Origin of the sequence: Vibrio penaeicida (assembly GCF_019977755.1) — a bacterium.
Taxonomy (GTDB): Bacteria; Pseudomonadota; Gammaproteobacteria; order Enterobacterales; family Vibrionaceae; genus Vibrio; species Vibrio penaeicida.
This window is the reverse complement of record NZ_AP025146.1, coordinates 259,575-285,021: the sequence shown is the minus strand read 5'-3', so window position 1 is coordinate 285,021 and position 25,447 is coordinate 259,575. Positions and strand designations below refer to the sequence as shown.

23 protein-coding genes are annotated in these 25,447 nt (G+C 43.3%); 8 read left to right on the top strand and 15 right to left on the bottom strand.

All coding sequences use genetic code 11. The features are described 5' to 3' along the window. Nucleotides 1–595 precede the first annotated feature (595 nt). The 10 genes from LDO37_RS30190 to LDO37_RS30145 form a co-directional block, all read right to left on the bottom strand. Nucleotides 596–1,054 (bottom strand): hypothetical protein, encoded by a 459-nt coding sequence (locus LDO37_RS30190; RefSeq protein ID WP_126605923.1) that lies wholly within the window; start codon nt 1,052–1,054, stop codon nt 596–598. A 247-nt stretch (nt 1,055–1,301) separates the two neighbouring features. Further along, nucleotides 1,302–1,475, bottom strand: a complete 174-nt coding sequence (locus tag LDO37_RS30185) for a hypothetical protein (protein WP_170963342.1) — start codon at nt 1,473–1,475, stop codon at nt 1,302–1,304. An 11-nt stretch (nt 1,476–1,486) separates the two neighbouring features. After that, nucleotides 1,487–2,263: a M48 family metallopeptidase gene (locus LDO37_RS30180; protein ID WP_126605924.1), complete on the bottom strand. Its 777-nt coding sequence runs from the start codon at nt 2,261–2,263 to the stop codon at nt 1,487–1,489. Next, a complete protein-coding gene (locus tag LDO37_RS30175) occupies nt 2,263–5,529 on the bottom strand; it encodes a type I restriction endonuclease subunit R (protein ID WP_126605925.1) in 3,267 nt (1,088 codons plus the stop codon). Before LDO37_RS30175 ends, LDO37_RS30180 begins: the two co-directional genes overlap by 1 nt. Before the next feature lie 46 nt (nt 5,530–5,575). Continuing rightward, nucleotides 5,576–6,433, bottom strand: coding sequence for a DUF6933 domain-containing protein (locus tag LDO37_RS30170; RefSeq protein WP_126605926.1), 858 nt, complete (start codon nt 6,431–6,433; stop codon nt 5,576–5,578). A gap of 235 nt (nt 6,434–6,668) precedes the next feature. Further along, nucleotides 6,669–7,943: a restriction endonuclease subunit S gene (locus LDO37_RS30165; protein WP_126605927.1), complete on the bottom strand. Its 1,275-nt coding sequence runs from the start codon at nt 7,941–7,943 to the stop codon at nt 6,669–6,671. After that, complete coding sequence (locus tag LDO37_RS30160; protein WP_126605939.1) at nt 7,933–9,480, bottom strand: type I restriction-modification system subunit M; 1,548 nt, start codon at nt 9,478–9,480, stop codon at nt 7,933–7,935. Before LDO37_RS30160 ends, LDO37_RS30165 begins: the two co-directional genes overlap by 11 nt. Nucleotides 9,481–9,499: 19 nt before the next feature. Further along, nucleotides 9,500–10,453: a nucleotidyl transferase AbiEii/AbiGii toxin family protein gene (locus LDO37_RS30155; RefSeq protein ID WP_126605928.1), complete on the bottom strand. Its 954-nt coding sequence runs from the start codon at nt 10,451–10,453 to the stop codon at nt 9,500–9,502. Nucleotide 10,454: 1 nt separating this feature from the next. Beyond that, nucleotides 10,455–10,859, bottom strand: a complete 405-nt coding sequence (locus LDO37_RS30150; RefSeq protein WP_126605929.1) for a DUF6088 family protein — start codon at nt 10,857–10,859, stop codon at nt 10,455–10,457. A gap of 191 nt (nt 10,860–11,050) precedes the next feature. Then, nucleotides 11,051–11,410: a site-specific integrase gene (locus LDO37_RS30145; RefSeq protein ID WP_224056097.1), complete on the bottom strand. Its 360-nt coding sequence runs from the start codon at nt 11,408–11,410 to the stop codon at nt 11,051–11,053. Nucleotides 11,411–11,752: 342 nt separating this feature from the next. On the opposite strand from LDO37_RS30145, the gene LDO37_RS30140 reads away from it, so the two are divergent. After that, nucleotides 11,753–11,998, top strand: a complete 246-nt coding sequence (locus tag LDO37_RS30140) for a DUF7220 family protein (RefSeq protein ID WP_022614866.1) — start codon at nt 11,753–11,755, stop codon at nt 11,996–11,998. 38 nt (nt 11,999–12,036) lie between these two features. Here the strand turns inward: LDO37_RS30140 and LDO37_RS30135 are convergent, their stop codons facing one another. From LDO37_RS30135 to LDO37_RS30120, 4 genes are all read right to left on the bottom strand, one after another. Further along, nucleotides 12,037–12,732: a hypothetical protein gene (locus LDO37_RS30135; protein ID WP_022614864.1), complete on the bottom strand. Its 696-nt coding sequence runs from the start codon at nt 12,730–12,732 to the stop codon at nt 12,037–12,039. Between the two features lie 141 nt (nt 12,733–12,873). After that, nucleotides 12,874–13,545, bottom strand: coding sequence for a hypothetical protein (locus LDO37_RS30130; protein ID WP_126605930.1), 672 nt, complete (start codon nt 13,543–13,545; stop codon nt 12,874–12,876). After that, the gene (locus LDO37_RS30125) at nt 13,532–14,638 is read right to left on the bottom strand and encodes an SEL1-like repeat protein (protein WP_126605931.1); all 1,107 of its coding nucleotides are present in this window, start codon (nt 14,636–14,638) and stop codon (nt 13,532–13,534) included. The genes LDO37_RS30130 and LDO37_RS30125 overlap by 14 nt, the downstream gene beginning before the upstream one ends. Before the next feature lie 12 nt (nt 14,639–14,650). Then, nucleotides 14,651–15,328, bottom strand: a complete 678-nt coding sequence (locus LDO37_RS30120; protein ID WP_126605932.1) for a hypothetical protein — start codon at nt 15,326–15,328, stop codon at nt 14,651–14,653. Between the two features lie 84 nt (nt 15,329–15,412). Between LDO37_RS30120 and LDO37_RS30115 the strand changes: the two genes are divergently transcribed. Continuing rightward, the gene (locus LDO37_RS30115) at nt 15,413–15,859 is read left to right on the top strand and encodes a hypothetical protein (RefSeq protein WP_126605933.1); all 447 of its coding nucleotides are present in this window, start codon (nt 15,413–15,415) and stop codon (nt 15,857–15,859) included. 44 nt (nt 15,860–15,903) lie between these two features. On the opposite strand, the gene LDO37_RS30110 is transcribed toward LDO37_RS30115, so the two are convergent. After that, nucleotides 15,904–17,070, bottom strand: a complete 1,167-nt coding sequence (locus LDO37_RS30110; protein WP_126605934.1) for a hypothetical protein — start codon at nt 17,068–17,070, stop codon at nt 15,904–15,906. A gap of 192 nt (nt 17,071–17,262) precedes the next feature. Here LDO37_RS30110 and LDO37_RS30105 point away from each other — a divergent pair, with 192 nt between their 5' ends. The 6 genes from LDO37_RS30105 (at nt 17,263) to LDO37_RS30080 (ending at nt 25,406) form a co-directional block, all read left to right on the top strand. Beyond that, complete coding sequence (locus LDO37_RS30105) at nt 17,263–19,326, top strand: ATP-dependent DNA helicase (protein WP_126605935.1); 2,064 nt, start codon at nt 17,263–17,265, stop codon at nt 19,324–19,326. A gap of 1,239 nt (nt 19,327–20,565) precedes the next feature. Next, nucleotides 20,566–22,575, top strand: coding sequence for a hypothetical protein (locus tag LDO37_RS30100; protein ID WP_126609549.1), 2,010 nt, complete (start codon nt 20,566–20,568; stop codon nt 22,573–22,575). Between the two features lie 65 nt (nt 22,576–22,640). Next, on the top strand, nt 22,641–23,312 hold the full coding sequence (locus tag LDO37_RS30095) for a hypothetical protein (protein ID WP_126609550.1): 672 nt from the start codon (nt 22,641–22,643) through the stop codon (nt 23,310–23,312). Further along, nucleotides 23,309–24,193 (top strand): hypothetical protein, encoded by an 885-nt coding sequence (locus tag LDO37_RS30090; RefSeq protein ID WP_126609551.1) that lies wholly within the window; start codon nt 23,309–23,311, stop codon nt 24,191–24,193. The genes LDO37_RS30095 and LDO37_RS30090 overlap by 4 nt, the downstream gene beginning before the upstream one ends. Nucleotides 24,194–24,197: 4 nt before the next feature. Continuing rightward, nucleotides 24,198–24,506: a hypothetical protein gene (locus tag LDO37_RS30085; protein WP_126609552.1), complete on the top strand. Its 309-nt coding sequence runs from the start codon at nt 24,198–24,200 to the stop codon at nt 24,504–24,506. 48 nt (nt 24,507–24,554) lie between these two features. After that, nucleotides 24,555–25,406: an endonuclease/exonuclease/phosphatase family protein gene (locus LDO37_RS30080; RefSeq protein ID WP_224056090.1), complete on the top strand. Its 852-nt coding sequence runs from the start codon at nt 24,555–24,557 to the stop codon at nt 25,404–25,406. The last annotated feature ends 41 nt before the right edge of the window (nt 25,407–25,447 follow it).

Sequence of the window (25,447 nt, the reverse complement as noted above, 5' to 3'; positions counted from 1 at the left end):
GCCTATCCCTTAAACTATGCCGAAATGTATTTTTTGGCGTTTGGTGCTATTTTAACGACTCGGGGTAATTTTAGAGGCACTTTGATAGAAAGGGAAGCTAAGTATTGTTTTATCAAGAAGTATTTAGTTAGATTGCTCACAAATTCGACATAATTTCGTTGGAAATTCAATATTCAGGGAAAGTTCGTCAACATAGAGACTCTGTTCATAAACATTTCGTTGCATTTAGCGAGCTCTAAGATGCTGCTTTCATTCTATTTTTCGAATCAACTAACAGAAATTAGATAAGGTGCTTTTATGACACTGATTGAATTGCAACTATTGGGTTCTTGGTTTGTAGGGGCTGCATGCATGAGAAAGAGTATTGAAGGAACAGTTGTAAAAATAAGGACAACGCGGGTCCGCGATAAACTCTTTTACTCATTTCAGCTAGATGTTGCGCATAAGCCTTTTCACGTCAAAAGCCACATCACTGCGGCTATGACTCAGTGTGGTGATTTGGTGTGCATAGATGTAGATGAAAACCAGAGAGTGTACAAAAACTCATTCAGGAATCGCTCTTTTCTAGGGAGCAATATGTTTTCCAGATACTAATTCACGCTATTGTGTTTTGAGTTCCATGGCTCTCAGCATGCTCTTTTACCACTTTGTTTGTGAGGGCCGTCATCGACCTTAAAACTGCAGACAAACTTTTCTCATAGGCAAATCGCTCTTCACGATTAAACAATAGATCTTCTGAACAGAAGTTATCATTCTTTCCCCAACGCATAAATAGCATTCCCTTTGCTCGACAACCTCGCTTGCTGGATTCACCATTTGTAAAAAGTCGAATTTCACCTGAAAAACGGTGTTTACCCAAATCGTCACCAAAACTAATTGAAAAGTAATTTGCCCACGTTAATCCACTGTTTATATCGATCGAGCTACTGATTTTCGTCCAGTGTCCATCAGGTAGTTCTAAACGATTTTCAGTAATAGAGAGCAGCTGTGAAATTCGCTTTGCCACCTGCTTTTTGTTCTTTAGGTTCTGCTCGTTAAGTTTCGTTGGAAGCATATACTTTCTCCTTTCGCATTAATAACGAAAAGGTAACTTCACTTTTTGAACCGACAAGTCATTTGACCGTGTCGGGTATCATTTGGAGTGTCAGGAGACAATAATGTTTGATCGCTTTTAAGCTCATTTTTGGACAATTATCACTTAGAGCAAATATCCAACGCTGGCATGCCTACACTGAAAGCCGCCGCATAAATCGCCATTGGAGGCGAATACATACTCACCATTGAATAATGGTCATTATCTCCTAATCATCCACAACTTCAATCGTTACATGCTGCGCACCAAGGTATGTGCCTTCATCTACTTCATAACGTAGGGTTTCATCGCAATGCGGACAATCAAAGGCTTCGTTTGGCTCGATGCATTCGTCTTCTAGCCAGTCCCAGCCAATATGCTTTTCACAAGTTGGACATCTCATTTCAGCAGTCCTTATTCATTCAAATACAACTCAGCCATCCCATCTAAACGGGCCTTCACTTCTTTCCAATTCGGCATCACGCTGGTCAGCAAACGCCAGAACTGCTCGCTGTGGTTATGCTCGGCGATGTGGCAAAGCTCATGTAAAATCACATAATCAATGCACTCTTTTGGCGCTTTGATGAGGTGTGGATTGAGCATTAAGTTCCCTTTGGCTGAGCAGCTTCCCCATTGTTTTGTCATAGGCAGAACCCGAAAGCTGGGGATGCCGTCAACCCATTTAGCTTGGGGCAGTAACTCCGATAGACGTTCATGGAACACCCGCTCAGCGCGAACCTTGTACCAGTTCTTTACTAGCGCTCTAACCATGGCAGTTTTGTCATCGTTGAACCTGGTCAGGGTGACAAGTAACTTACCGCGTGTCATTTTTACCGTTGGCAAGGCATCCCCATCTTCTACTACCTTCAGCACATAACGACGACCAAGGTAGAACTGCATTTCACCGCTGACGTACTGCTTAGGTTGTACGTATTCTAGGTGGCCTCTGAACTCTTTAAGCGCATCATAAACCCACTTGGCACGCTTCATTACCGCTTGGTGAATGTCCTCAAGCTCAGCGTCTTCTGGGGTACTAACCGTGACATCACAGTTGGGTTGCACCTTGATGGTAATGCTTCGCTTCTTTCCTTGTTTGATAGGCTTACGCAGCACCTCATAGCTCACAGCCTCATCGCCATAGATGAAGCTGTATTCCTCTTTGTTACGTTCGTCAGAGACTGTTGATGCCATTAATGGTGACCTGCTAAACCTAAGCGAGTGATTTGCACCACTTCTTCGGCAATGACTTGCGCTTTATCGACCCCTAAATCGGCAAACAGTAACGGAAGCACCTCTAGATTGATCTGGTTTTCAATCTCTGATGGGTTGATTGAAAACTCTGCCACCGCTTTGCGCACTTTCTCGTCAATCTCTACTGCATAGTTGATGCATTGATCTTCAGTAAGACCTTGACCTTCACAACCATGCTTTAAGAACAGTCCAAAGTAAGCTTGTACATGACGCTTAATTTTTGGATCTAGCTCTGCGAAACGATCGGTTGGTAACCCCTCGACTTTGCGCTCTTTCACTTGTTCTTCGAAATCAGCAAATAGGAGGTATTGCTTAACAGGCGCATCAAACATCTCTTTTGCTTGCTGAATCGCTTGCTTAAGTAGCTTTGAGAAGTATTCTTGGGCGTATGGGTCATCAGCAAGGTCTTGCTCAATCATCTTAGTCACACGACCTGTAATCGCATCCTTTTTGTTACGCGCCTCATCATCACTCAGTTGCTCTGGCTTAACATCTTTACCCATACTGCCGACCAGATACGCGCCTTTAGACTCTTGGATCTCAACGCCACCGATGTGCTTGTCTAACATGGTGCGAATACTCTCAGCATACTCATCGTAATCAATGGTTTCTTCGGCATCTTCACGTACCTGCTTGCGCAGTTCAGCCATAGACTTAAGTGTTTTTTTGTAGAGTTCGCGTTTATCGTCGAAGCTTTTATCTTCGAAGTAGGTGGCGGATTGCAGAGCCACTTTTAGGCAGTTGGAGAAAGCCGTTAACGTCGCGTAGAAGTCTTCACGCTTCTTCTGATTGGTATCAGTGAGCTGACCATCGATAGTGTCAATCTTTGGTGCAAGAACCTGACGCAGAGCAGGGCCATCTTGTTTATTTGGCACTTCAGCGAAAATTGCCCACAGTTCACTATAAAGACCTGGCAGCTTCTTATATTCGGTGTCCATGCGGCTGTACAAGCCTTTAAGGTCATCGATATCAAAACCACCTTGGGTACGCTCGGCCAAGTCTTGGTAGTCCGCAATGGTGGCATCGAGCTCTTTTAAGATGCCACGGTAATCGATGAGGTAACCAAACTCTTTCTTCTGATGCAGACGGTTCACACGAGCGATGGCTTGGATAAGGTTATGTTGTTTCAGCGGCTTATCGATGTACAGCACGGTGTTCTTTGGTTCATCAAAGCCAGTTAGAAGTTTATCCACCACGATCATCAAATCTGGGCCATCGTCTTTGGCGAACTCTTCAATGATGCGTTTGGTGTAGGCTTTTTCATCTTCGTTGCCGACATTATCCTTCCACCAATTTTGCACCATGTCTTTGCTTTCACCATCGACCGTATCGTGCCCTTCACGGGTGTCTGGCGGTGACATAGCGACAACCGAAGTCACCTTGCCAATTTGGTCAAGAAGCTTCTTGTATTGGATGGCAGACGCTTTTGAGTCACAAGCAAGCTGGCCCTTTAAACCTTGACGTTTGAAGTTTTGGAAATGGTCAGAAATATCATGAGCGATAAGCTCAATACGACCTTCTGTTTGATAGATTTGGCCTTTCTGAGCGAACTTCTTCTTCAAATCGGTACGCTGTTTTTCGGTCAGCTTATCAGTGATGCGGTCAAACCAAGCATCGAGCGCTTTGTCGTTGGTGCTTAACTCGGGTACACGTTCTTCATACAGCAAAGGAGTTACCGTTTTGTCTTCCACTGCTTGTTGCATGGTGTACGAGTGGATGATTTTACCGAACTTGTTTTCGGTCTTATCGTCTTGCAGTAGCGGTGTCCCCGTAAAGCCAATGTAAGCGGCTTTTGGTAGGGCTTGCTGCATACGAATGTTGTTTTCACCGTTTTGGCTGCGGTGGCCTTCATCAACCAGCACAATCATATCTGGGCTGTCGTTATAACACTCTGGCAGTTCAATCGCGGTGCCAAACTTGTTGATGATAGAGAAGATGATGCGCTCGTTGCCTTTGCCGATTTGCTCCGCTAAGCGGCGGCCTGTTGTAGCCATGGCCGTTTTACGATCTTTTTCAGACAGTGCACCGCCAGAGGCAAAAGTACGTGCAAGCTGATCTTCCAAATCAACACGGTCAGTGACGACAACAACACGGCACTTGGCGAGCTCCTTAATCCATATCAGGGCCTTGGACAAGAACACCATGGTAAAGGACTTACCTGAGCCCGTGGTGTGCCAAATAACGCCGCCGTTACGTGCGCCTTTCTCGTCAAAGGAGGTTACACGTTCAATCAGGGCTTTAATTCCGAAAACTTGCTGATAACGCGCTACGATTTTGCCCGCTTTTTTATCGAACAAGGTGAAGAGTTGGGTCATTTCCAGAAGGCGGTCATGTCGAAGCAACGACACCAACAAGCGGTCTTGGTCTGTCACCATTAAATCACCGCCAGCAATCAGCGATAAGTACTCATCACGTACTTTGGCTGGGCGGTGCGCAAACAGTTTATCGAGCTGCTCTGGTGTCAATGGTGTATTTTTCAGGCGTGCAAAGGTGGCATCGGTGATCTGTTCTTCTTTCCATTTCGCCCAAAACTTACTCGGTGTGCCGCAGGTGCCGTATAAACCTTCATTTCCGTTCACCGACATGAGTAATTGGCTGTAAGCAAATAGATGTGGGATTTCATCGACTTTTTGGTTGCGGATGTTTTGTGAAATACCCTCGGAAACCGTAGGTTTGCCTTCATGAGAAGAGTCAGGACGCTTGGCTTCAATCACCACCCAAGGCAGACCGTTCACAAAGCAGACAATGTCGGGAATGCGATGACCCGTTCCATGAGCATTTTCCACTTCTAGCTCTTCAGTAAAGTGGAACTGGTTGTTCTCAGGCGTTTCCCAATCAATGATATTGATCGTTGGGCTGGCTTTCTTACCATTAACAAACTCGGTTACGCCAATGCCATAGGTCAGAGCGTTATACAGCTTTTCGTTAGCCGCTTTCAGCCCTTCGTTCATGGCAGGGTTGGCAAGCTCATGGATGATTTTATCCATCGCTGCCTCTGATAGCTGGCGATCTTTACCCATAAACGAATAGGTTTTGTGTTTGAGCACATCACGCAGCACGTCAGGCAAAATGACCGTTGAGAGATTGCCACGTTTCACCACACACTCGCTCGGTGGAATGAATTGATAGCCAAGGTTAGTGAGCATGGTTAACGCTGGGATTTTAGCACTTTGCTCTTCACGGAAATTAGGTAAGTTGCCTGACATTGTTGCCCTTATTATCGATTCGTTTTGTTTTAATTATCTATATTTTTTAATGTAGTTTACGTTTTTTAGCCTGATTGAAGTCGATGACGTTATCGGGAATGTCTTCGCTCTGCGTGTCAGGGGCAATCTCTTGGTAAAACTCGTCGATTGCTTGGTTGAGTTCCGCATTCATCTCGTCCAGATAGCTGTCATCTGGAATGCCACGCTTAACCATTTCGGCGTGCATCATTTGTCGGCGTAGAGAACCAAATAACTGGCGGACCAGTTTGTCCTCATTGTCGCCCAATTCGCTGTAGGTCTGCATCCAGTCAAGGAACATCTCTTCGTCAGGGTGAAAGTAGTCTTTCTTTTGTTTGGTCGAGCGAATCAAACTGTTTATCCACTCATCAAAGCTGGCTGACTGTTCATGTCCTTCAGGTAGAGAACCAATTTGATAAGCTCGCTCTTCAAACTGCCAAGCGACATCATTAATGTGGCTTTGCACGCTGCGATCACCGCGTTGACAAAAGTAAGGCTTAGGATGAAGTTTGATGAACTCATTGAACATCTCTTCAAAGCTCTCTTCATCGCACATTTCAAACTCTTCACCAAAGAACTGCATGTTGTTAAACAGCCGTTCCAGTAGTTGGTTAGTAAATTCGAGCCAATCCCCTTTTTGAATGCCAACAAACACCATGGAATAGCGAGTTTCAACGTGCATGGCGATGAGTACTTTCTTGCGTTGAACGTTGACCGCATGAACCAGCCAAGCACTCATCGGTGGTGTCGGGGGATTCGACACATTCACAGCTTCAGAACCACTGACAGTGTCCGTCGGCGGCGCTTCCAATGGAGAGATTTTTTTGCCATTGCGCTTTACAGTGAAAAAGTCCGCAGCGGCTTTGGTGCAGTTAAACACTAACATTGTGTCATACCTAATTTTGGTAACGGCAATAATGAGTGGCGCACAGCGTCACTCATTGGTCGAGAGTTAATAGATGCTTTACGCTGCAACTTCTTCATCCACTTTTATTATATTTCCCATATAGCTTAGGGCTTGTCGCTAGGCGGCTAGCTTTTCTAGCCCCATGAACATAGTTATCCTATTTGATTGGGGTAGAAAAGCGCAGCCCGTCTTTTTCACATAAGGGCGACAGGCACTAAGATGACAGGGAAACGCGGCGCTTACCCGTCAACAACTGCTGCATCAATGCCTTTTTCTCTTGTTTAAAGTGAGTAAGCTTGGCTTCCAGTATTTCGATTTCTTTATCGGCAGCAGTAAGGACAGAGGCGATTTTTTGTTGCTCTTCAAAATGCGGATAAGAAATTTTGAAACGACTCAGATCCGATTGATTGATGGATGGAACAGCACCGTCTTGAACAAACTTAGCAAAGTCAATCATTAACATTAATTGGTATAAAAACTCTGTTGAACAAATATTCTTGGGTGTTGCAGCCATCATATTGTTATCAACAATTGTTGGTTGTACCAATATTCTCCGTCGATTTAATAACAAAGCAGCGCCTACTTTGGCGAAGACAACTGAACCAGCATTAAAAGCTTTGGCTTTTATTGTTTTTGCCACTTCATCTGTTATCCAATTGTTAGCTTGTAAAATAAATTTACCATTTTGAGGCAAATTCATATCACTTACCTTGATAAATGGATAATCACCACTAAGTTGCCCTTGATAAACTTCTTTAAAGGCTGAGCCACCTTTGAAAGTACAAAGGTCTCCAAGAAAGCCATGCTCCCATCCCCTCTCAAACACCTTACCCGTTTCAGGATTCACCAAACGCTTCTTACCCGTCAAAAGTTGCTGCATCAGGGCTTTCTTCTGCTGCTTGCTGGTTTCAATCAGCTTTTCAGTGGTTGCAATACCGCGATCCCATGTAGAAAGGATTTGGGCGATTTTGCGTTGTTCTGGGAGTGGTGGAAGGTTGAAGTCCCACTTAAACCAGTTATCCAATTTGAAAATCATTTTTTCAATATGAACACCGATACTTGAGTGGAAACATGTTTGTTGGAAATAAAGAGTTTCTGATAAATAACGTAGGTAGGTCAGATCAAAACTATCTTTAGCCGTGAAAATTGAGTATTCATTGGAAACAATAGAACCATCTAAGTGTGCAGGCACGATCCCACATGCACCATGAACAATTTGTCGCTTTGAGATTAAAAAATCCCCTTGCTTCAAGGAAAATTGGCTTTTTACTGAAATTTGCCTCCCGTAAAGGTGCTCTCGACGAACAACACCACCTCGCGAGCGTTTTACAGTCACGAGGTCGTACTCTTTCTCATCCAGAACTTTTACTTTTCGTTGTTCAAGCGTCAAATGTTTCTTTAATGATTCTCTTGCCCAACCTTCGGGAGTTTCACCTAATATTGGCTTACCTGCTTTAACGCTTGGCGGATATTTTGTATCAGTTACCATAACCCAACTCCTCTAGATAACCCGCCATTTCTGCTTCTAGGTCAGCCAGTTCACTTTGCAGTTCCAAACGCTCACTGCGCACAGCAACCAAATCAATCTCTTCCTCTTCTTCAAAGGTATCGACATAGCGAGGAATATTCAGGTTAAAGTCATTCTCAGCAATCTCTTCTAGTGTCGCTAGGTAAGAGTATTTATCAGTAGTTTCACGCGCCTTGTAAGTATCAACAATCTTCTGAATGTTCTCAGGCGTCAGTTGGTTCTGGTTCTTGCCTGATTTGAACTCACGAGAGGCATCAATAAACAGCACCTTGTTATCATTTTTCTGCTTTTTGAACAGCAAAATTGCCGCAGGAATACCCGTACCGAAGAACAGTTTTTCAGGAAGACCAATTACGGTATCTAGCAGATTCTCTTCAATCAGTTGTTTACGGATTTTCCCCTCTGCTGATGCACGGAATAGCACGCCATGAGGCACTACCACACCCATGCGGCCGCCCTGTTTACCTTGAGAGACGGGCTTAAGCGTCTCAATCATGTGTGAGATAAACGCATAGTCACCTTTGGTCTTTGGCGGGATACCGCGGCGGAAGCGACCAAAGTGATCGTTAGCGGCATCTTCAAAGCCCCACTTATCAAGGCTGAACGGGGGATTCGCCGTAACCACATCAAAGTGCAGCAGACCACCGTCTTTGTCTTGTAGTTTAGGGTTGCGGATCGTATCGCCCCACTCAATGCGGTGGTTATCTTCACCGTGTAGGAACATGTTCATCTTTGCCAGTGACCACGTTGAACCAATCGCTTCTTGGCCGAACAGAGCATACTGTTTAGAGCCTGCAAAGTTTTTTTGTACTTGCTTACCACATTTCATTAGTAGTGAGCCTGAGCCTGTACACGGGTCACAGATGCTATCGCCTGGCTGTGGCTCTAGGATAATGGAGAGGAGATCAGATACTTCTGGTGGAGTGTAGAACTCACCCGCAGATTTTCCGCTGCCCGCAGCGAAATGTTTGATGAGGTATTCGTAAGCGTTACCAATCACATCCAGTGAACCCACGCGGCTTGGGCGCAGGTTTAGCGTGTCTTTACCAAAGTCTTCCAGTAGGTGGCGCAAGATATCGTTCTTCTGTTTTTCATCGCCCAGCTTGTCGGTGTTAAAGCTGATGTCTTGGAAGACGTTCTTTAGCTTAGTGCCATTGGCTTCTTCAATCGCGTGTAGGGCTTGATCGATACGAGAGCCGTTACCCGCTTCATGGCGAGCTTCATATAAGTCCCAGAATGTTGAACCAGTCGGGATTTTGAAAGACTGTTTCGACATCATCGCAGTGATCATCTGCTCATTGCCATCAAACTGCTTGGAAAGCTCATCAAATTTATCTTGGTGTACGTCAGAGATGTACTTCAAGAACAGCATGGTTAGGATGAAGTCTTTGTAAATGGACGGATCAACGGTGCCTCGGAATGTGTCACAGGCAGCCCAAACGGCTTTGTTGACTTGTTCTTGGTAGAGAGGATCTTGGTTGATAGTAGAGTTTGGCATTAAGTTATCTCGAATAGCGTTAAATTTTTTCAATTAGCGATGCTGCAATGCGTTTAAATGAGGCAAAGCAGGTATCAAAATCATGGGCTTCGGTGTTAAACACCATTGGCGTGACAAATTCCTGAAAGCGTTGGCGGAATATTGCATTTTCCTCAAGCTCTTTGAGGCCAAGTTGTAGCTCTTGTTTTGGATTGGAGACGAATTCTGCATGCTGATTACCAAAACGCTTAACATCTTCTTCCAACACCGTTTTAAATAAGGGTGTAAGTGCTTTCAGATCGAAGCTTTCTTTCTGGCCTTCGGTCTTTAAAATACAGTAAACATCATAAATATGGCGAACAAGCGTGACATCATCCTTACGCTCAGCACTGCGCTTGACTGACATTGTACGGCGCAACATTGATATCACTTTCTCAACTAAGGTCGCGTGGATAGAGACGCAATCAAACGCTTTTACTTCTTGTGGTTGTCGATACAGTTCCGCTACCAATGATTGGATCGGCCGTGGTTCTACATCCAGTAGAGGGATCGTCTCTATTAACTCAAGTTTAATTATGGGGCGAAGACATGGCGCTTGGCTAAACTGCTGCGGGTATCTGAGTTCAAACTCGACATAGCGATATTCATCACGAACGAGACGCGACTCAACGGTAAATCGCTCTGTTTGAGTGATCGCCATTTCAATCTCGTGAATGCATGTCTTACGGGCGGCTTTCTTTTGGCCGCGACTCAGCTCACCAAATTCTTGATGGGGAATGAGCTTTATATCTACATCTTCTGACATTCTCAGGATTTTAACGTTTGACTTGGCTAGCGCAGTCCCCCCAGAAAAAACCATTTGATGATACACAGGCGATACCTTCGCTAATTCGCTAAGTAAGGCGACGACCCAGTAATCTTTTTCAATAATGGCGGGGTTTCCGAGCTCAAGTGCATCGGAAACCTCAAGAAATTGTTGTTTTAATTTTTCCATACTAACTCGGCGAGTTTAATACTCGGTTACCGACAACCAATTTGCGATTAAACTGTTTGGGGTTCCATGAGTATTGAACGGAGGATGGGATTTGGGTACTTTCTCCTGATAAGCTTTGCAAAGATAGACTGTCCATTTCAAAATCGACGCCTTTCATCTTTAAAATTTCACGCATCAGGGCATCGCTTCCGCCAGGGTTTGTGGGCATGGGTCTGCCGGTTAGACTATTCATTCTTGCTTTTGTGTATAGACCGTAGCCAAGCTTGATTAACTCACCTTGCTTAACTAACTGCCTTAACGCTCGACCGATTTGGTCGTAGCTAGCAAAACCATCAAAGTCTTTGCGCTCAAAAACATAACGTCTTGAGCGCTTTATCTTTTGATAAACGCGTTCAACAGCTGTCATTTGAACCTCCTAGCTTTCATACGTGTCGGTAGTATAACGCAACCTTATAATGACAGAAAGAAATACGGCATGACAGAATGAAGAAAAACGGCATTGGCACACGCCTAAAAACAAATAAATCACTGTAAATAAATAACTTTAAGTAAAGAATTTCTAATTCAGCTATTGCCAATAGCAAATACTGACCTAGTTCAAGAGTCGGTATTCTCAGAGATATTTAATGCATCTTCTATTTCAACACCAAGATAGCGAATGGTATTGTCGAGTTTTACGTGTCCGAGCAATAATTGAACCGCACGGATGTTCTTTGTCCGTGCATAATTTCGTTCGGCGCATTGTGCCGTACGGGAAGTGATCTCAAACTGCACTTCTCGCCCCGTTTTACTTTGGCTGTAGAGCACACGATCTTGAATGACACCACCAGAAGATATGCCTCTCACTTTCATTCTAAGCAAATCACATGATCGTAACTTGCAATCTATGGCGAGATTCAGCAAGGCGAGTTCCATGATATTGCCTTCGATTTCCAGTCTGGTGCGAATTCGCCATATGTCTTCAAGCTTGAACGGCTTTTTCTACCCAGTTAGGTGACCTTTCTTTGTCCACATAATTGACCTCCAGTCTAACTTTTGAAGTGGCCTTAGTAAGTGTAGATTCCGAAAATTGAATGGCTATGCAGTTAGGGGGCTGACAGATATTGCAGACTAAAGTTGGTTGGAGTCTTTGCTCTAGCTGATAAAGGGGCAAAAGTGTTGTAGCTTACCTTCCCCGTCTGCTAGATACTGCCAAAAAAACGATCAATCTTTATTGGAATCGACAAACTATATTTCTTCCGACATGGAGGTTGTCAGCAAAAGTTTTCGCTTTTTACTATAAGAAAAGGAGCGAAGAACATGAGCCAATCTCGAACGCAATCCCTGATTGAAGCATTAACTAACATAGGAGTAGGACTGGCGCTGTCATTTGGTGTGCAGCTTCTGTGGTTTCCGTTAATCGGTCACGAATTGACTTTGGTAGATAATGCGCTCACTACGGCAGTTTTTACCGGAGTATCGATCGTAAGAAGCTATTTCGTTAGACGCTACTTCAACTACAAGCAGTATGTAAATGGAGCGAGAGAAGAGGGTAGAGTTAAGTGAAACGGAAATAGCCATGCCCACTGGACATGGCTACTGTATTATTCTTGCATGCGTTGTTGAACTGTTAGTCGCGCGTTGTCAACGACATGCTGATCTTGTATGCAAGCAATGACCACGCGTTGATTGTCTTCTTGCAAGTTCAAGCCAAAATGAGACAACACTTCTTCGTATAACTTATTGGCATATATCGGCAATAACAATTCGTCTTTCGGGTTGTCGAACAAGAGAGCGTCATGTATCCACAAATCCTTAAACAGAGTGGTTGGCATGTGCTCAAATACCATTTTGAAAGTCTCTTCCATATGATCAAAAATCACCTGTTCGGGTTGAACATGGAGCCACTCAATCGCTAATTTGTAATGCTTGTCTGTGAGTCTATCTGGCAACTCTTTGTAATATGGATCGACATATTCAATAACCTTATTGTACGCATATAGCTTACCGCTTCGGTAATGTTCGATGGCCAAATCACGGTAAATGCGTTCACATGACTCCTGCGCATTGTTCAATGTTTGGTAGTAGTGCAAAGCCACAATATCTACGATTGGAAGCGGCGCGGTCTTATCAATCAGCTCGCTAATGATGTCACCGGCCACACATTTCAATTCTGGCAATGTTTCTAAAATATACTCGTTGTCATGAAAACTGCTGAGAGCATCGAGATAATCGCTCGCCAGTTCAATCCGAGCGTTCTCTTCGATCTCTTTCAATAAAATCTCTGCCGGTTTAAGCATATTCTTTCGCCTCAAAAGTGAATGTGCATATTAACTTAGAACGAAAAATGTGCCTTGAAAACCCCCTAATTGTGTCGAAAATCTGTCATTCTGCCTGAAAATCATTAAACGTACTTGGGTTTACTCTAACTTGCTGATTAACTAAGAAATAGTTCGTTTATCTCTCTCTACCGTTACTTTCATATCTTTTATAGAAATTTTAAAAAAATCGAAAAATATTTCAGGAATCAGCGTATCCATACCTGCCATAGTGCGTTTCATTTGAAATTCAATCAGTGGCATTAGAGGGTGATCTTTAAGCCGGTTGTACTCCACAAAAGTGTAAGCATCGTGATCTTTACTTAGACGAAACGTAAATTGAGTTGGGTATATCATCTCAATTGTTGTGGACTCAAACTGATCTAATGCCCGTTGTAAATCCACCTCTAGGCGCTCACGGTAATAGGCCATCCAAATCGGTAGCAATTCATCGTTCGACATTTCAATGGCGTTGGTTTTATGGACGAGCGAAGAATAGAGAATATCACCGTCAGTTGCATCAGGCTGACCGGATACAATGAGGTAGTCATCTTTCTGAAATAACAAGGGATTGGCGAAGTCGTTCATTTCTACTCGGACATCGGCATATTTGCGTACCCAGCTATTGTGTGCTGTTTCATCGACTTCCACCACATAACGCATTTGAGCTTTGTCGTTGTAATTAATCTTTTCGGCAAACCGAATTATGCCGGTGAGTAGTACTGTTTCAGCAAGGCAACTAGTGGACAGCAAGGTTCCTAAAACTAGAAGTACAAGTGGCTTAAAATTCAACATGAGTATCTCCAGTGTTAATTGATGTGTTGGTCGGGAAATTGTACTGAATGAATTGAGTAGGGCTTTTAGTGCCGGGCAGGGAAAGACAACGCCCTTGGTTAGCATGAATACGTTGATGGCGAGGCAGCTGACGCCAGTTTTCAAGATGCGAACAAGGAATGCCAGTCAGAGGGGCGGTTAAGGATACTTGGTAGCCTGAACCGTACCACACAAGGTAGTCGACATTCTGTTTTACTACCCATTTGGGCGCGCCATGCTTACTCAACAATGAGGTGTAGGCTTTGTTGAATGCAGGTGGCCCAGAGAAGATAAATTGAATACCCTTTACTTCTTCCTTGCTAGAGCTAGGTTCAATGATTATCCCTTCGTAAATTTCATTTGACGTGGATAAGTAGGGGATGAGCTGGGTTGTGTCTGTAGAGTTGCGATAAAAATCTTCTGAGCGGTCTAAAGCGTCTAATAACTCGGTCAGAGTCGTAGTGGACACCGTTAGTCCAAGCAATTTAGGTGACCACATTGTTGCCAATAATTCAGACGAATTGAGCGTAGAGTGATGGCCTAACCCGTTGGCCGTCACTATGTATTGGTATGCTTTTTTAATCTGCCCCTGGTCGTAGAACCAATGAGCCAACGCTAAATGTACGTAAGCGTCAGTTTTAGGTCGCCCGTATATGGCCTGTCTGATGTATTCGTTAGATAAGCTCTTTCCACTGATTATTTCATGATAGAGCTTGATACTGACAAGGTCTTCTTCACCCATCTCTTCAAGTACGCGAATGGTCTCAAGAGCTTGTTGATTATCAAACGTCTCGACCTGGCTGTATAAGTGAAGAAGGCTGCTTAGAGATGGCTGGTGCTGAGGCATTTGTTGGTAATAGCGTATTGCCAACTTGGTGTTCTTCGGGACATACGATCCATACTGATATGCCTGGCCTAAGATATAGAAATTGGCTTCACCTTCATTTAATTTTGCCAGTTCTCTATAAACCATCTGTTTGGTGATTTCTGAAGTTGCCCCATCAACAGCTAAGGCCGTGAATGATATGGCCAATAAAACTAACGATTGAACGAGCCGGTATGTTAAAGCTTTCATGGCTGCGCCTTCCTATAAGTGAAAGTATTGATAGATAGATGGCTTGATGATGTCGCGTGCAGACAACACAGGTATCGCATCGATTTTTTCGTCTAACTCTTTCTTTAAGCACGTAAACGGAAGTTCTTGCGAGTCGAGCCAGTATTCTTTAAACCAATTCTCTAGCCCTATTAGCTGAACATCGGCTATTTCGATTTGTTTGCGGTCTATCTTGTGTTTGATCAGATCTAGCAGTTTTGAAAGGTGCGCTATGAACTCTTGAGTTATGACGAGCTTTTTTAGTCCAGAGTCATGGCGCTCTAGGATTTGGTCAATTTCAAGCTTCAAGTCGTTCTGCAGTAACGCTTGCTCTGAATTATCTGATCCACTCGCAGTCTTGAGGTTTTCTAATTTGACGTTCTTCATATCACCATCTTTGAAGTAAACACGTTCCCGAATTGTTTTGGTAAGACCAAAGCAGTGGGCGACAAGGTTAGCTACTGCAAAACGGATGGGTTCTGGGCAATAAAGCACAAGACTCAGGCCCTCCGGCATTGAAAATACAGGGTCGATAATTCTGGGAACGTTCTGATTGAGAGAAACAACAAATCCGCTACTGTGGATGCAGTATTTCCCCTTGCTAATGAAGCTGAGCTTTCTAAAGTTCTCTTGATCGTCTTTTAGCTTTTGAATCAAAGATTCAGTGTCCATCTTGAGTATTCTCCTTGTGACTCAATACCTCTATTAGCGAAAAGTATTTCGCTAATAGAGGGACCAAATATGTAAGGAGGTGGTATGGATAAAGAAGTATCGTGTAGTGAACTGTTCAGTCGAATGTATAAAAGTTTAAGTGGTCATCAAGTTAAGCCGGTAAAGATGCCCATCATTCTAGAGCCCTCAAAAGCCATGCGACTATTTGATAATGCGCTACCCCTTGGCATGGACGTCATAGACAATCGATTGATCGCAATGAATGGCTTTCTCTGTCCTGACGGGATACTTCATGCTTGTAGGTACCAATGCCATCAAGCCCTAATGATAGAGATTGGTTTTCAATCAGAAGCGCAGATGGAAAAGAGAGGATGGATCAAGTTAAGCAACATGACTTGGTTTGTGACGGGGCGGCACTGTGCGATCGAAGCCACAACGAATCAGCTGAAAGCAATTGAGTTGTGGTACAGAAGAAATGAGTTAGATTTGGAGCACTTTGAAGAGGTATGTCAGCCAAACGTTAGCGAATAAACACCACGGCAGTCACAGCAGGAAGACTACCGCAGCGTCTTAGATCAGGCAGGCTCTGTACTGGTTTCCTCAGAGACAGATTGGCTACACATATAGACGCCAAACCTATGAGCAAAGATGACGCCTTGAAGTCCTATCGTTGTGGCGATCAGAATAAAAAACCATTCCCCGTAGGAAACGAAGGTGCTGAAGGTCATGTATGCATAAAGGGACACTGAGGCCGTTATCCCAAATGGAAGCATTCCAATAAGAAAGGCTTTTAAAAAACACGAGGGCGCTGGCTTTATAGAGCTGATATCGACAAGAGGGATTCGCAGCAGCATGTAGGTAGCCGTACAGAGTAAACACATAATTAATACCGTAACTTCAGCTGGTGGCGACCATCGAACATAGGCTTTATAAAGCTGTTTTTCGGCAAGATCATGAGCCACTTTAGGCGGCACACCCTGATATGAATCCGGCAGGGATTTTAGGCTTGGGAAGTTATGATCGAATGATTTGGCAATATCGTCGACAATGTAAATTGAATTGTAGAGTCCATCAATATGCATGCGCAGGTTGTTGAGTTCATCAATGGTAAAGCGGTGCATTCGTATCGGGATAGCAACCGCTTCGGAATGGTGTTGAGAACCGTATGAAGCGGAAATCAAAAAAACCGAGGATAGGGTAGAAGGCTCAAATGCCTCTATATCAAACTTAATGTCGTATGACTGTCTAGGTGAAAATCGAGATTCGAATGTGGTTGTAATCTTGGCGATCATCAACTTGAGGGATTCATAGTCAACCACAGGCATTTCAAGAGTAATTCGGTCTTGATTCCATAGGTAACGCAGGTCATCAACGGAATAGTGCTCAAACGAGAGGTAATTCTTTTCGAGTACTTGAATCATCTTCGAGTCGATATCGTAACTCGCCCAATTCCACTTATCTTCCTCAAGGCTCGCCAGTACGCTAATTTTAGAAAGGACTTCTGAATAGTAATCTAGCAGGAAACGGCGAGAGTGGTTTTGCAGGTCAATTTTTAAAGGCTCTTCAACCCGATCAAACAGGTAAGTTAGCGTTGTGAGTTGGACGTATTGCCTACATTTTCTGTCGTAATCCAGATGCAAAACAAACAATGCCGCAAAGAACAACATGAGAGCAATGAGCACGATAACATGCGTTTTAATGGAGCGATTGTATATTGATGAATTGTTAGCATGGGTTTCCATATTGCTAACTCCTTTATTTGCCCGAATTGTAACAATTTTGGTCTGTCATTATATACAGTGGTCAACTTAATAATTTCTTAATATTAAGACTTGCGGATATACGCTCGAATTTTTCGGTTTGTAGCTGCAAGTTACTTGTCGGCTTTGGGTGCGGGTTTAGTTTATTAACGAACTTGAACAGGAGTCCAAAGCATGGCATCGAAATTTTTGGAATACATTAAGGCTTACAACGCAGATTTTGAACCTCGTAAAGAGCAACTGGAAATGATGGACAGTGTCGATACACTGATCGAAAGTGACACACACAATGCTTTGATTGCGGAGGCGGCAACAGGGACGGGAAAGACATTAGCAAGTCTTTTACCGCTACTGGTTAACAAAGTACCACGCATCATCTACTGCACACCTAACGTCCTACTCATAAACGAGATCATGAAAAAGGACATACCGACTTTAATCGAGAAGTTATTCCCTGACTTAACCGCTACAGGCTTAATTGGTAAGGATCGCTTTTGCTGCATTAACCGATTTGATGAGCAATACCCCCATCAAAAGACATTGAAAGACCAAGCGTTAAGTGGCGAATGGAATCAGACCAGAGACACCTATAAGGGTGACATTGAGATCTCAGATGCACTATGGCAGGAAATCAAGTTTCGAGGCGATTTTTGCAAAAAAGACAATTGCCCTTATGCCAGTAACTGTCAATACATCAAGATGCGCAAAGAAGCGCAGGATTCACAGCTTTTGGTAACAAGTTATTCGATGTTGTTTGCGCTATTAGAATCAGATAATGAACTCCTTGGTAACATAGAAGATTGTGTGTTCATCTTTGATGAGGCGCACCAACTCCCAGAGTTAGTAAAGGCTTCATTACAGCGAAGCTTCCAACTCTCACGTATTTGCAAGTGCTTTGAGTCAGAACAGTTCGATACTTGGAAAGAGAACACGCTACAACTTTACCCTAACTTCGTAGAGATATTCGAAAGTCTGGACAACAGCTTGGATGAAATTATCGACAAGATTTATGACTTCGAGCAGACGCTTTCAATTAAACTGTCTGAGCAGTCTGGTGACATTTATCAATCCAACCCTGTTAACGTTTCCTTGAGGCTCGACAAACATGCAGAGCCGAAACAAGAACTCGTCAACCTCTTTGAAGATCTATCGAATCTTTGCGGATTTTTTAACGACTTACTTGAGAGCTTCCGTGAGGATAACTCCAACGCTTCTCACAACGAGGTAATGGATAAAGCATCCTATTACGTTTACCTACTGGAACAAGCAATAGGCGTTCACGAACTAGCATTAAAGCGAGATTTTGAACCCGTAGATTGGACGAAATTGGAGAGCAAAGAGTATTCCTCACTGGTTAGCTATGAAGCTGCACCGTTGCGTCTTAGTCCATTTTTCGATCAGTTCGCTGACAGCAAATGTATCTTTATGTCAGGGACACTTACATCGCTTGGTAAGCTCGACTTCTTTATGAGTGAGTTAGGCTTGAAAAAGGAAATATGGAAGCCTCAAAAACTGATCTTAAAATCACCGTTCAATCTGACCAAGCAAGGGGAATTAAAGGTGTACGATTCACTCGGTTGCCCAAGTGATGAAGATTACATTGCCAAGCTTGTCGAGGCACTTCCAGAAATGCTGACTGACACAAAAGCAGGGCTTATGCTGTTTAACTCCTATAAGCAAGTCAATGACCTTGAGGAAGAAATGCGTTGGCGTGATGAGTTCAGCGGCATAACGTTTAGATTCCAAGGTGAAGATTCTCGCGAGAGACTCATAGATGAACATAAAGACGATGTAAGAAATGGGCGAGTATCGGTATTGGTTGGCTTGGCGAGTTTCGGTACAGGTTTAGACTTGCCCGCAGAGCTGTTGGATACCGTTATCATTGGTGCTTTACCGTTTAAGGCTGTCAATGACCCAGTCATCGCTGCCAAGTGCGAACAGATGGAGCAAAGAGGGCAGAACAGCTTTTATGGGTACACATTGCCATGTGCCAGTAATACGCTCACTCAATATGCCGGTAGACTGATTAGAACGTCCCAGTGTCGCGGTAAAGTGTTGATTACTGACGGACGAATTTTAAGTAAGAAGTACGGAACGTCCTTACTGACTTATTTGCCAGATTTCAACGGCAAGACTAAATACCTAGTAGCTAACAAAGCGTTATGTGGCGGTCGAAAAAGTCGTAGAACAAGTGGTGAAGCCGCCCTACAGAGTCGAGAAAAAGTCACTGTTTTTTAAATCAAATTCCAACTAATAAAGAAAGCAGCGACTAGATCGCTGCTTTTTTATGCACCGACTTACCCACTGTAATTGTGGACAAGTTTGAACGTGAAAAAGTAATGCAATTTTTAAGAGACTAAATCGGTTTTAGTATGGGATTAGCATCTCGCCATTGAAAGAAATGATCTACAGAGCATTGGCTTGATGCAGTTAACACCAACAAGGACTTTAAATATGGGATTAACACTTCGTCACTAACTCACGATCATTCTCCTACTATCCAGTGACCATGACATTAAATATGGGATTAGCACTGACATTGAACACCCCTACGAACAATAGAGTGTGGTGAAGAAAAGCTAAAGCAATGCAAAAACGTAGAAACAACTACGGTGTCCTACGGAACGACAAAGAAATGCAAATATTAAAAGACTCACTCCTAAACAAGCCTAAATTTGTCAAAGCGATACGAAATCGGAAAGACAGATAAGCCATTCATCATGTTTGCTGACGGTTATGGCTCATATTCTTTTGATAATTTTGTTGATAAAATGAAAATCAATGTAATTATTCAAACATTTAGAGATTTCACTCACAAATATATAACGTAAATTCGTTAGTTTTCGCTATTGAACCATCAAATCGGTCGAAATATATAGACTGTCACAACCTGTTAATAAGCTGTTTCTATGCTGTAAATAAGCTGTTTCTATGCTGTAAATATGCTGTGTGTATCACCTTGCTTTCTATGCGGCTTTAAATATGGGATTAGCTACTTTTCTACATGGGATTAACTCCCTTTCTTGATCATGCTTCCGAGCTTTCCTTGATCCATTGTTCCGTAAGCCGAGCAGAGTAGATTTATATTTAATCCCATATATCAATAACTTGTGAGAATCATTTTTTTTGCGCATCGCCCCGATCAATAGATCAGATCTAACCAGTATCACCAAGTTAAAGATCAAAAGATCAATAAATAATAAAAATGGATCTTTCTTGATTGGGATATGTAAAAAATTCATTCATATTTTCGCCGAAACTGTGAATGAAAACGCCCAATTGCAGGGGCTTGCAAATAGCTATCCTGATGCCATAAATTGATCGCCTGAATATTATTTAGCCAATTTCGATTGCATGGTTGGGATGTCTAGCCGCGCAATCCATCGATTTTGAGAACATGCAAATGGACACTGTAAACTCTCAAGGAAGTGATTTGCCCACACCTGCGCTTGTAATGATTAGCTCAAGGTTCAAGTTATGAGCCACAATAATTTCGTTAATTCAGCAGTGATCAGAATTCCCGTGGGGGCTGAAACTTCTCTAGACTCCATGATCAACAGCTCTGAAGGGCAAGTTGGACTACTTGGGTTCTTGAAAGCCATTAAATCCTTTAGTGAAAATTTAAGGGGCGACAGTGGGCGAGAGTATTTTGAGATCGATGACTTTGCCAATACATACGAAAAGGGGCGCACTTCCATTTATCGTTACTTGAGGTCGTTAAGCAAACAACCTAAGTTCGTAAAAGTAACCGCTGCCAATAATTGGTTTGAAGTTTCTGATCAACGGCTAAAGTGCTATGAGTTCTTGAACTATTCAGATTCTACTGAAGTTACCGCGGTGTCTGATAACCCTATCTGCGGTCGAGAAGCTCAGAACTTTCTCAATGACACACTTGAGTACAACGGTGTTGATCACACAAAGAATGCCCCCAAGCACCCCAATCCAATTACCCTTGAGTCGATTTACGGAACGGATTTTGAGCTTAAGGCTTCCAACTGTACCTTGAGTCCTGCCAATATCATCACTGAACGCAGAGAAGGTAGTTTCTATCAGGATGGGGAACGACAATGGGCGCGAGCGACCTCGTACTACGGTGTTTTCAACGAAGAAGATGAAGATGTATTGCGCCGCATCCAAGATATCACGATTGACTACCTCGACTTTAAGCGCCAAAAAGGTGAAATCGATGAATACACAGATTTGAGCAAAGTGCTTATCCCGATTTGGGTTGAGGATATTGCCGATCGACAAGGGCTATCTCGCGGCCCTAGCGTGCTAAAAGCGATTAACCATTCAATAATCCGGGCTTACCATACTACTAAAAGTTATTCCCATATCGAACGATCTTATGATGACAGTAAGATCTACGCGGAAAGCCAGTTGAGGTTAATTGATAAATTCCACATCATCCATGCGAATAAACCCAAACCGAAAAAGCCACTTGATGGCGCATGCAAGCTAGAAGACAGAATTGACCATGATTACAGTAAAGTATTCAAGTTGTGCGTTTTGACCTGGCATGCCAGTTTTTATCATCGATTGCACTCAATCTCCGCTTACGGCATCGCTCATCAAGACCTGGCCAAATTGCCATTAATGATCCGTCGATTCTATGAAAAAGTCAGGCAAGACTACTTTTCTAATAAGCATCAACTGATCAACGATGATGGTTTTGGTGAAGGAAATCTCTTCGATACGGTGAAGTGCTATTGGACGCAACTCAGTGACGACCAGGAAGCCTTCAAACTCTCTCATGAGATGGTGAAAGCACTCAGGCAAATTATTGCTCCCAAAGGTTCATGCAAAAACCTTTATAACAATATTTTGTTAAGTAACGAAGTTGTCGATGAGAACCCCAATCATCGGGTCATCGAATTGGATGTGTTCGGTGTAACGATGCGCTTCGAAATTCACAATATGAATGGATATCGTGATACGCAGCGAAGCCGAGACTTTGTGAGCTTTCAAATTTTCGGCAAAGAACTGGTAGAGGAAGCAGGAGCGAAGTACCGAGATGGGCGGAACAATAAGCCAATGACAAAAAATGCTTTTTACCAGAGTCCATCAACAAGCCGTCATATGCCTAATACACTCAAAGATATTGAGCACGCAGCCGAAAACATCATTATGAATAAGTACTTTATGATTTATGAAGTTAGCGGAAAAAGTTGGATGATCAGTCCTTATATGTCCAATATGGAGATTCAGATCATCTGCAAAAAAATTAGTATAGCGACTGAAATCTCAGAACTAGATGTTGGAGCGTACATCACATTGCGGCTCGAAAAACTGCTTGTCCTGCCGCATTTAAAGTCAGAGCAAATTGAGGTCTTATCTCAGGAATTTAAGGTAGAGCACAGATATGTCGTAGAGTTCATAATCCGACGTATTGCCTTCATCACTGAAGACTTCAACAAAACAAGAGAGATGTTTAAAAGCAAGTTCCGTGATTGGTATAAACAACGAAGCTTGATCCGATTGCATTAGGGCCAGATATTCCAGTTAAGGTTTTCGCTTTTATGTTGTGAAAGTGGGTAACTGGAGTTCAATTTATGGTCTATTCAAAAGCACGTCTCGCACACGCAGGCAAAAATTGGCTTGCTACTGACTCATCTACCAATGGGCATGGCTGCCAGTTTATATTAAGTAAGTCAGAAATCATCAACTGTCATTCCGGTGAAATCACCAACGCCTTGCCCGACTTCCTAGCCTTTCGGCATGGTACCGGCTCATTTGATTGCAGCGTGGCTCTGGTCGTAGGATATGACCTTTCCCCATCAGATTTAAAGCCTCGTTTAGATGAAATTACATACGGGGAATATCGCTATTTGTTAATCCATGAAAGCTCGTTTAGCAGTGACATGCTCGCTGACATTAACAACCAATGGGGTCTCGTGGTATGCAAGAGAGACTCAAAATTCGATGTGCTGAGAGGCGCGGTAGACCAACATAGCTTCGGGTTTAACGAGAAGAAGTTTTCTCAGTATCGTCACTCACTTGATTATCATGCCGAAAGCTCAATTCTTATTTCTTTCATTACTCGCAATGCTTATCAGGAGCAGTTATCGACTATCGCCGCACTCAATGAATCAATTAGAGAGCAGAGCACTGTTATTGCAGAGCTAAAATCCGAGCGAGACAAGTTGCGAAAAACGGTAAGGGAGTTAAAGCATTCAAGCCTTGCGTCAGAATTGGCCGTTGATGTGCCTAGATTCTTGACGTGAAACGTGCCGTACTAAAAATGACTGACTTCTCTTATTCCCATTTAACCGGAGTACCGGCTCAATTTGTCGGCTCGAACATCGAGCTTACTCTCTATAAGAAATTCATAGAGGGAACACCAATGCTTGAAGATATCGTTTCACAAATTAAAGAGCCTCACAAAGACGCTATTCCAGTAATGGATAGCAATCTAACCCCAACGCAGGCCAGAGCATATAGAAATGGGTTCGCTTGCGGGTTCCAAATGCGACTGAGCCAAGCCACTGAAAGAGCGAGTCGTTACTTTAATTACTGGCTTGCGGCTCAACACCTTGGCAAGCTGAGAGTGAGCTTGGGGATCTATAAGGAACAGTTGAGCAACCAGCTTTCGGATTTGGATGAACGCAAAGGCAAGATGCTCCTAAACAACAATCGTGAGGCTTATGGACAGTTACTCGCGCAACATAAGGTGGTTTTACCTCGAATGGTAAAGCTCAATAAATTGATATACATCGTGTCACAAGCACAGAATTACTGTCATTCCAAACTGCCATTTAAACCGAGCCTAAATCCACTCACTGGCATTAACGCAAGCTTACCGCTTAGGAATAAGCTTGATCCCTTTTTCATCAAAGGAGAGCAAGCAGGAGCTGACTTCTTCAACCTCAATCTCATGCACAAGTCGATTGCTTGCCATCAATCGATCATTAAACAGTCGATAGCATGGGGGATGAATAATTGGATTTCTACCTTAAGTATCGGCAGTGATAGCTACGAACAAAAAATAGCAATGAAATTGGTAAATCGCGCACGAACGGCTATCAAACAGCCTTTGTCGGGATTCATGGTCGGCCAACTAAATATTGTTTCGCTATTAGATAACATGGACTTCAGTCGGGAGTAAGAATATGAAGTTTCTTGAAACGATAAATATGCTTAGGCAAAAGTTGCCCTACCCATTTTATATGCTTCTGGTGGTAGTGCCAGTTGGGGTTCTTTCGCTAACTAAAGTTGCTTTAGGCGCTATGGATAAGCAATGGGAATGGAACATTCACTTTTTCTCAATTGTGGCGTTTCTAGTAGGCATTAACCTCCTGTTTTGGGTGAAGTGCCATTTTCAAAGACAAAATCAGTTCGATAAAGCTCGCAAAGCAGTATGGGTCTTTGATGCTGTCTTTATTTCTTACTCGCTGCTTCTGTTCCTACTCCCTACTTAATAGGGACTGACAAAACCGTTTTAATTTCTATTCAATTAGGAGGAAATGATGAACCGCTTATTACCGATTATGGCCTGTGTGTTTTCCTGGCAGCTCAACGCAGCAACAATAGCAACGATTAACACCGAATGGCTTTGGGATCATGTCTCTCCACATGAGGGGCGAGTGGTTGGCACAGAGGATGGCAATCGCCCACCGCCAACAGAAGTTGAATACCGCAGCGAATTAAAGCTAATCGCCAAAAAAATCACTGATCTAGATGCTGATATTGTGTCGCTTCTCGAAATTGAGGGGGAGCACATTGCGAAAGATCTAACGAGTCTCTTGCCAGAGTACCAATACGTATTTAAGAAAAGCCGCGATACGTTCACGTCACAAGATATCGCAATTTTGACAAAGTACCGCGTTATGGAGGGAACGGTTAGTACCAACCCAAAAACCTACGCGATTTCGACTGAAACTAAGAAGCAAGTACGACCATCGAAGGTATTGGCTGTCGGCTTAATGGATGGGGATGACTCATATTACGTTGTGGCAACGCATTTAATTTCGAAAAGACACAACAGTAAGAAAAAGGATGCAAAACGAGTTGCTCAAGCCGAAGCGATTAGAAAAGCCGTCACTAAAAATCAACCAAAATACGATCGAGTGATCGTTATGGGGGATATGAATGATACCCCTGAATCGGCCACCCTTGCCTCATTGATGGGTAGCAATGATAGTGCGCCTAATTTGGTCCAATGGGCAAGTGCCGAAGACTACTCTTACGTATATCGTGGCAAGCAGCAGTTGATTGACCATGTACTAGTAGATTCAGGGGTCACTAACGCTGACTTCTACAATGTTGATATGCCAGGGGAAGTTAGCGACCATCGAATCTCTGTTTTATCATTCGACTAGAAGTATGCCTTGATCAATGTAGAACTCAGACAAAGCTCAAC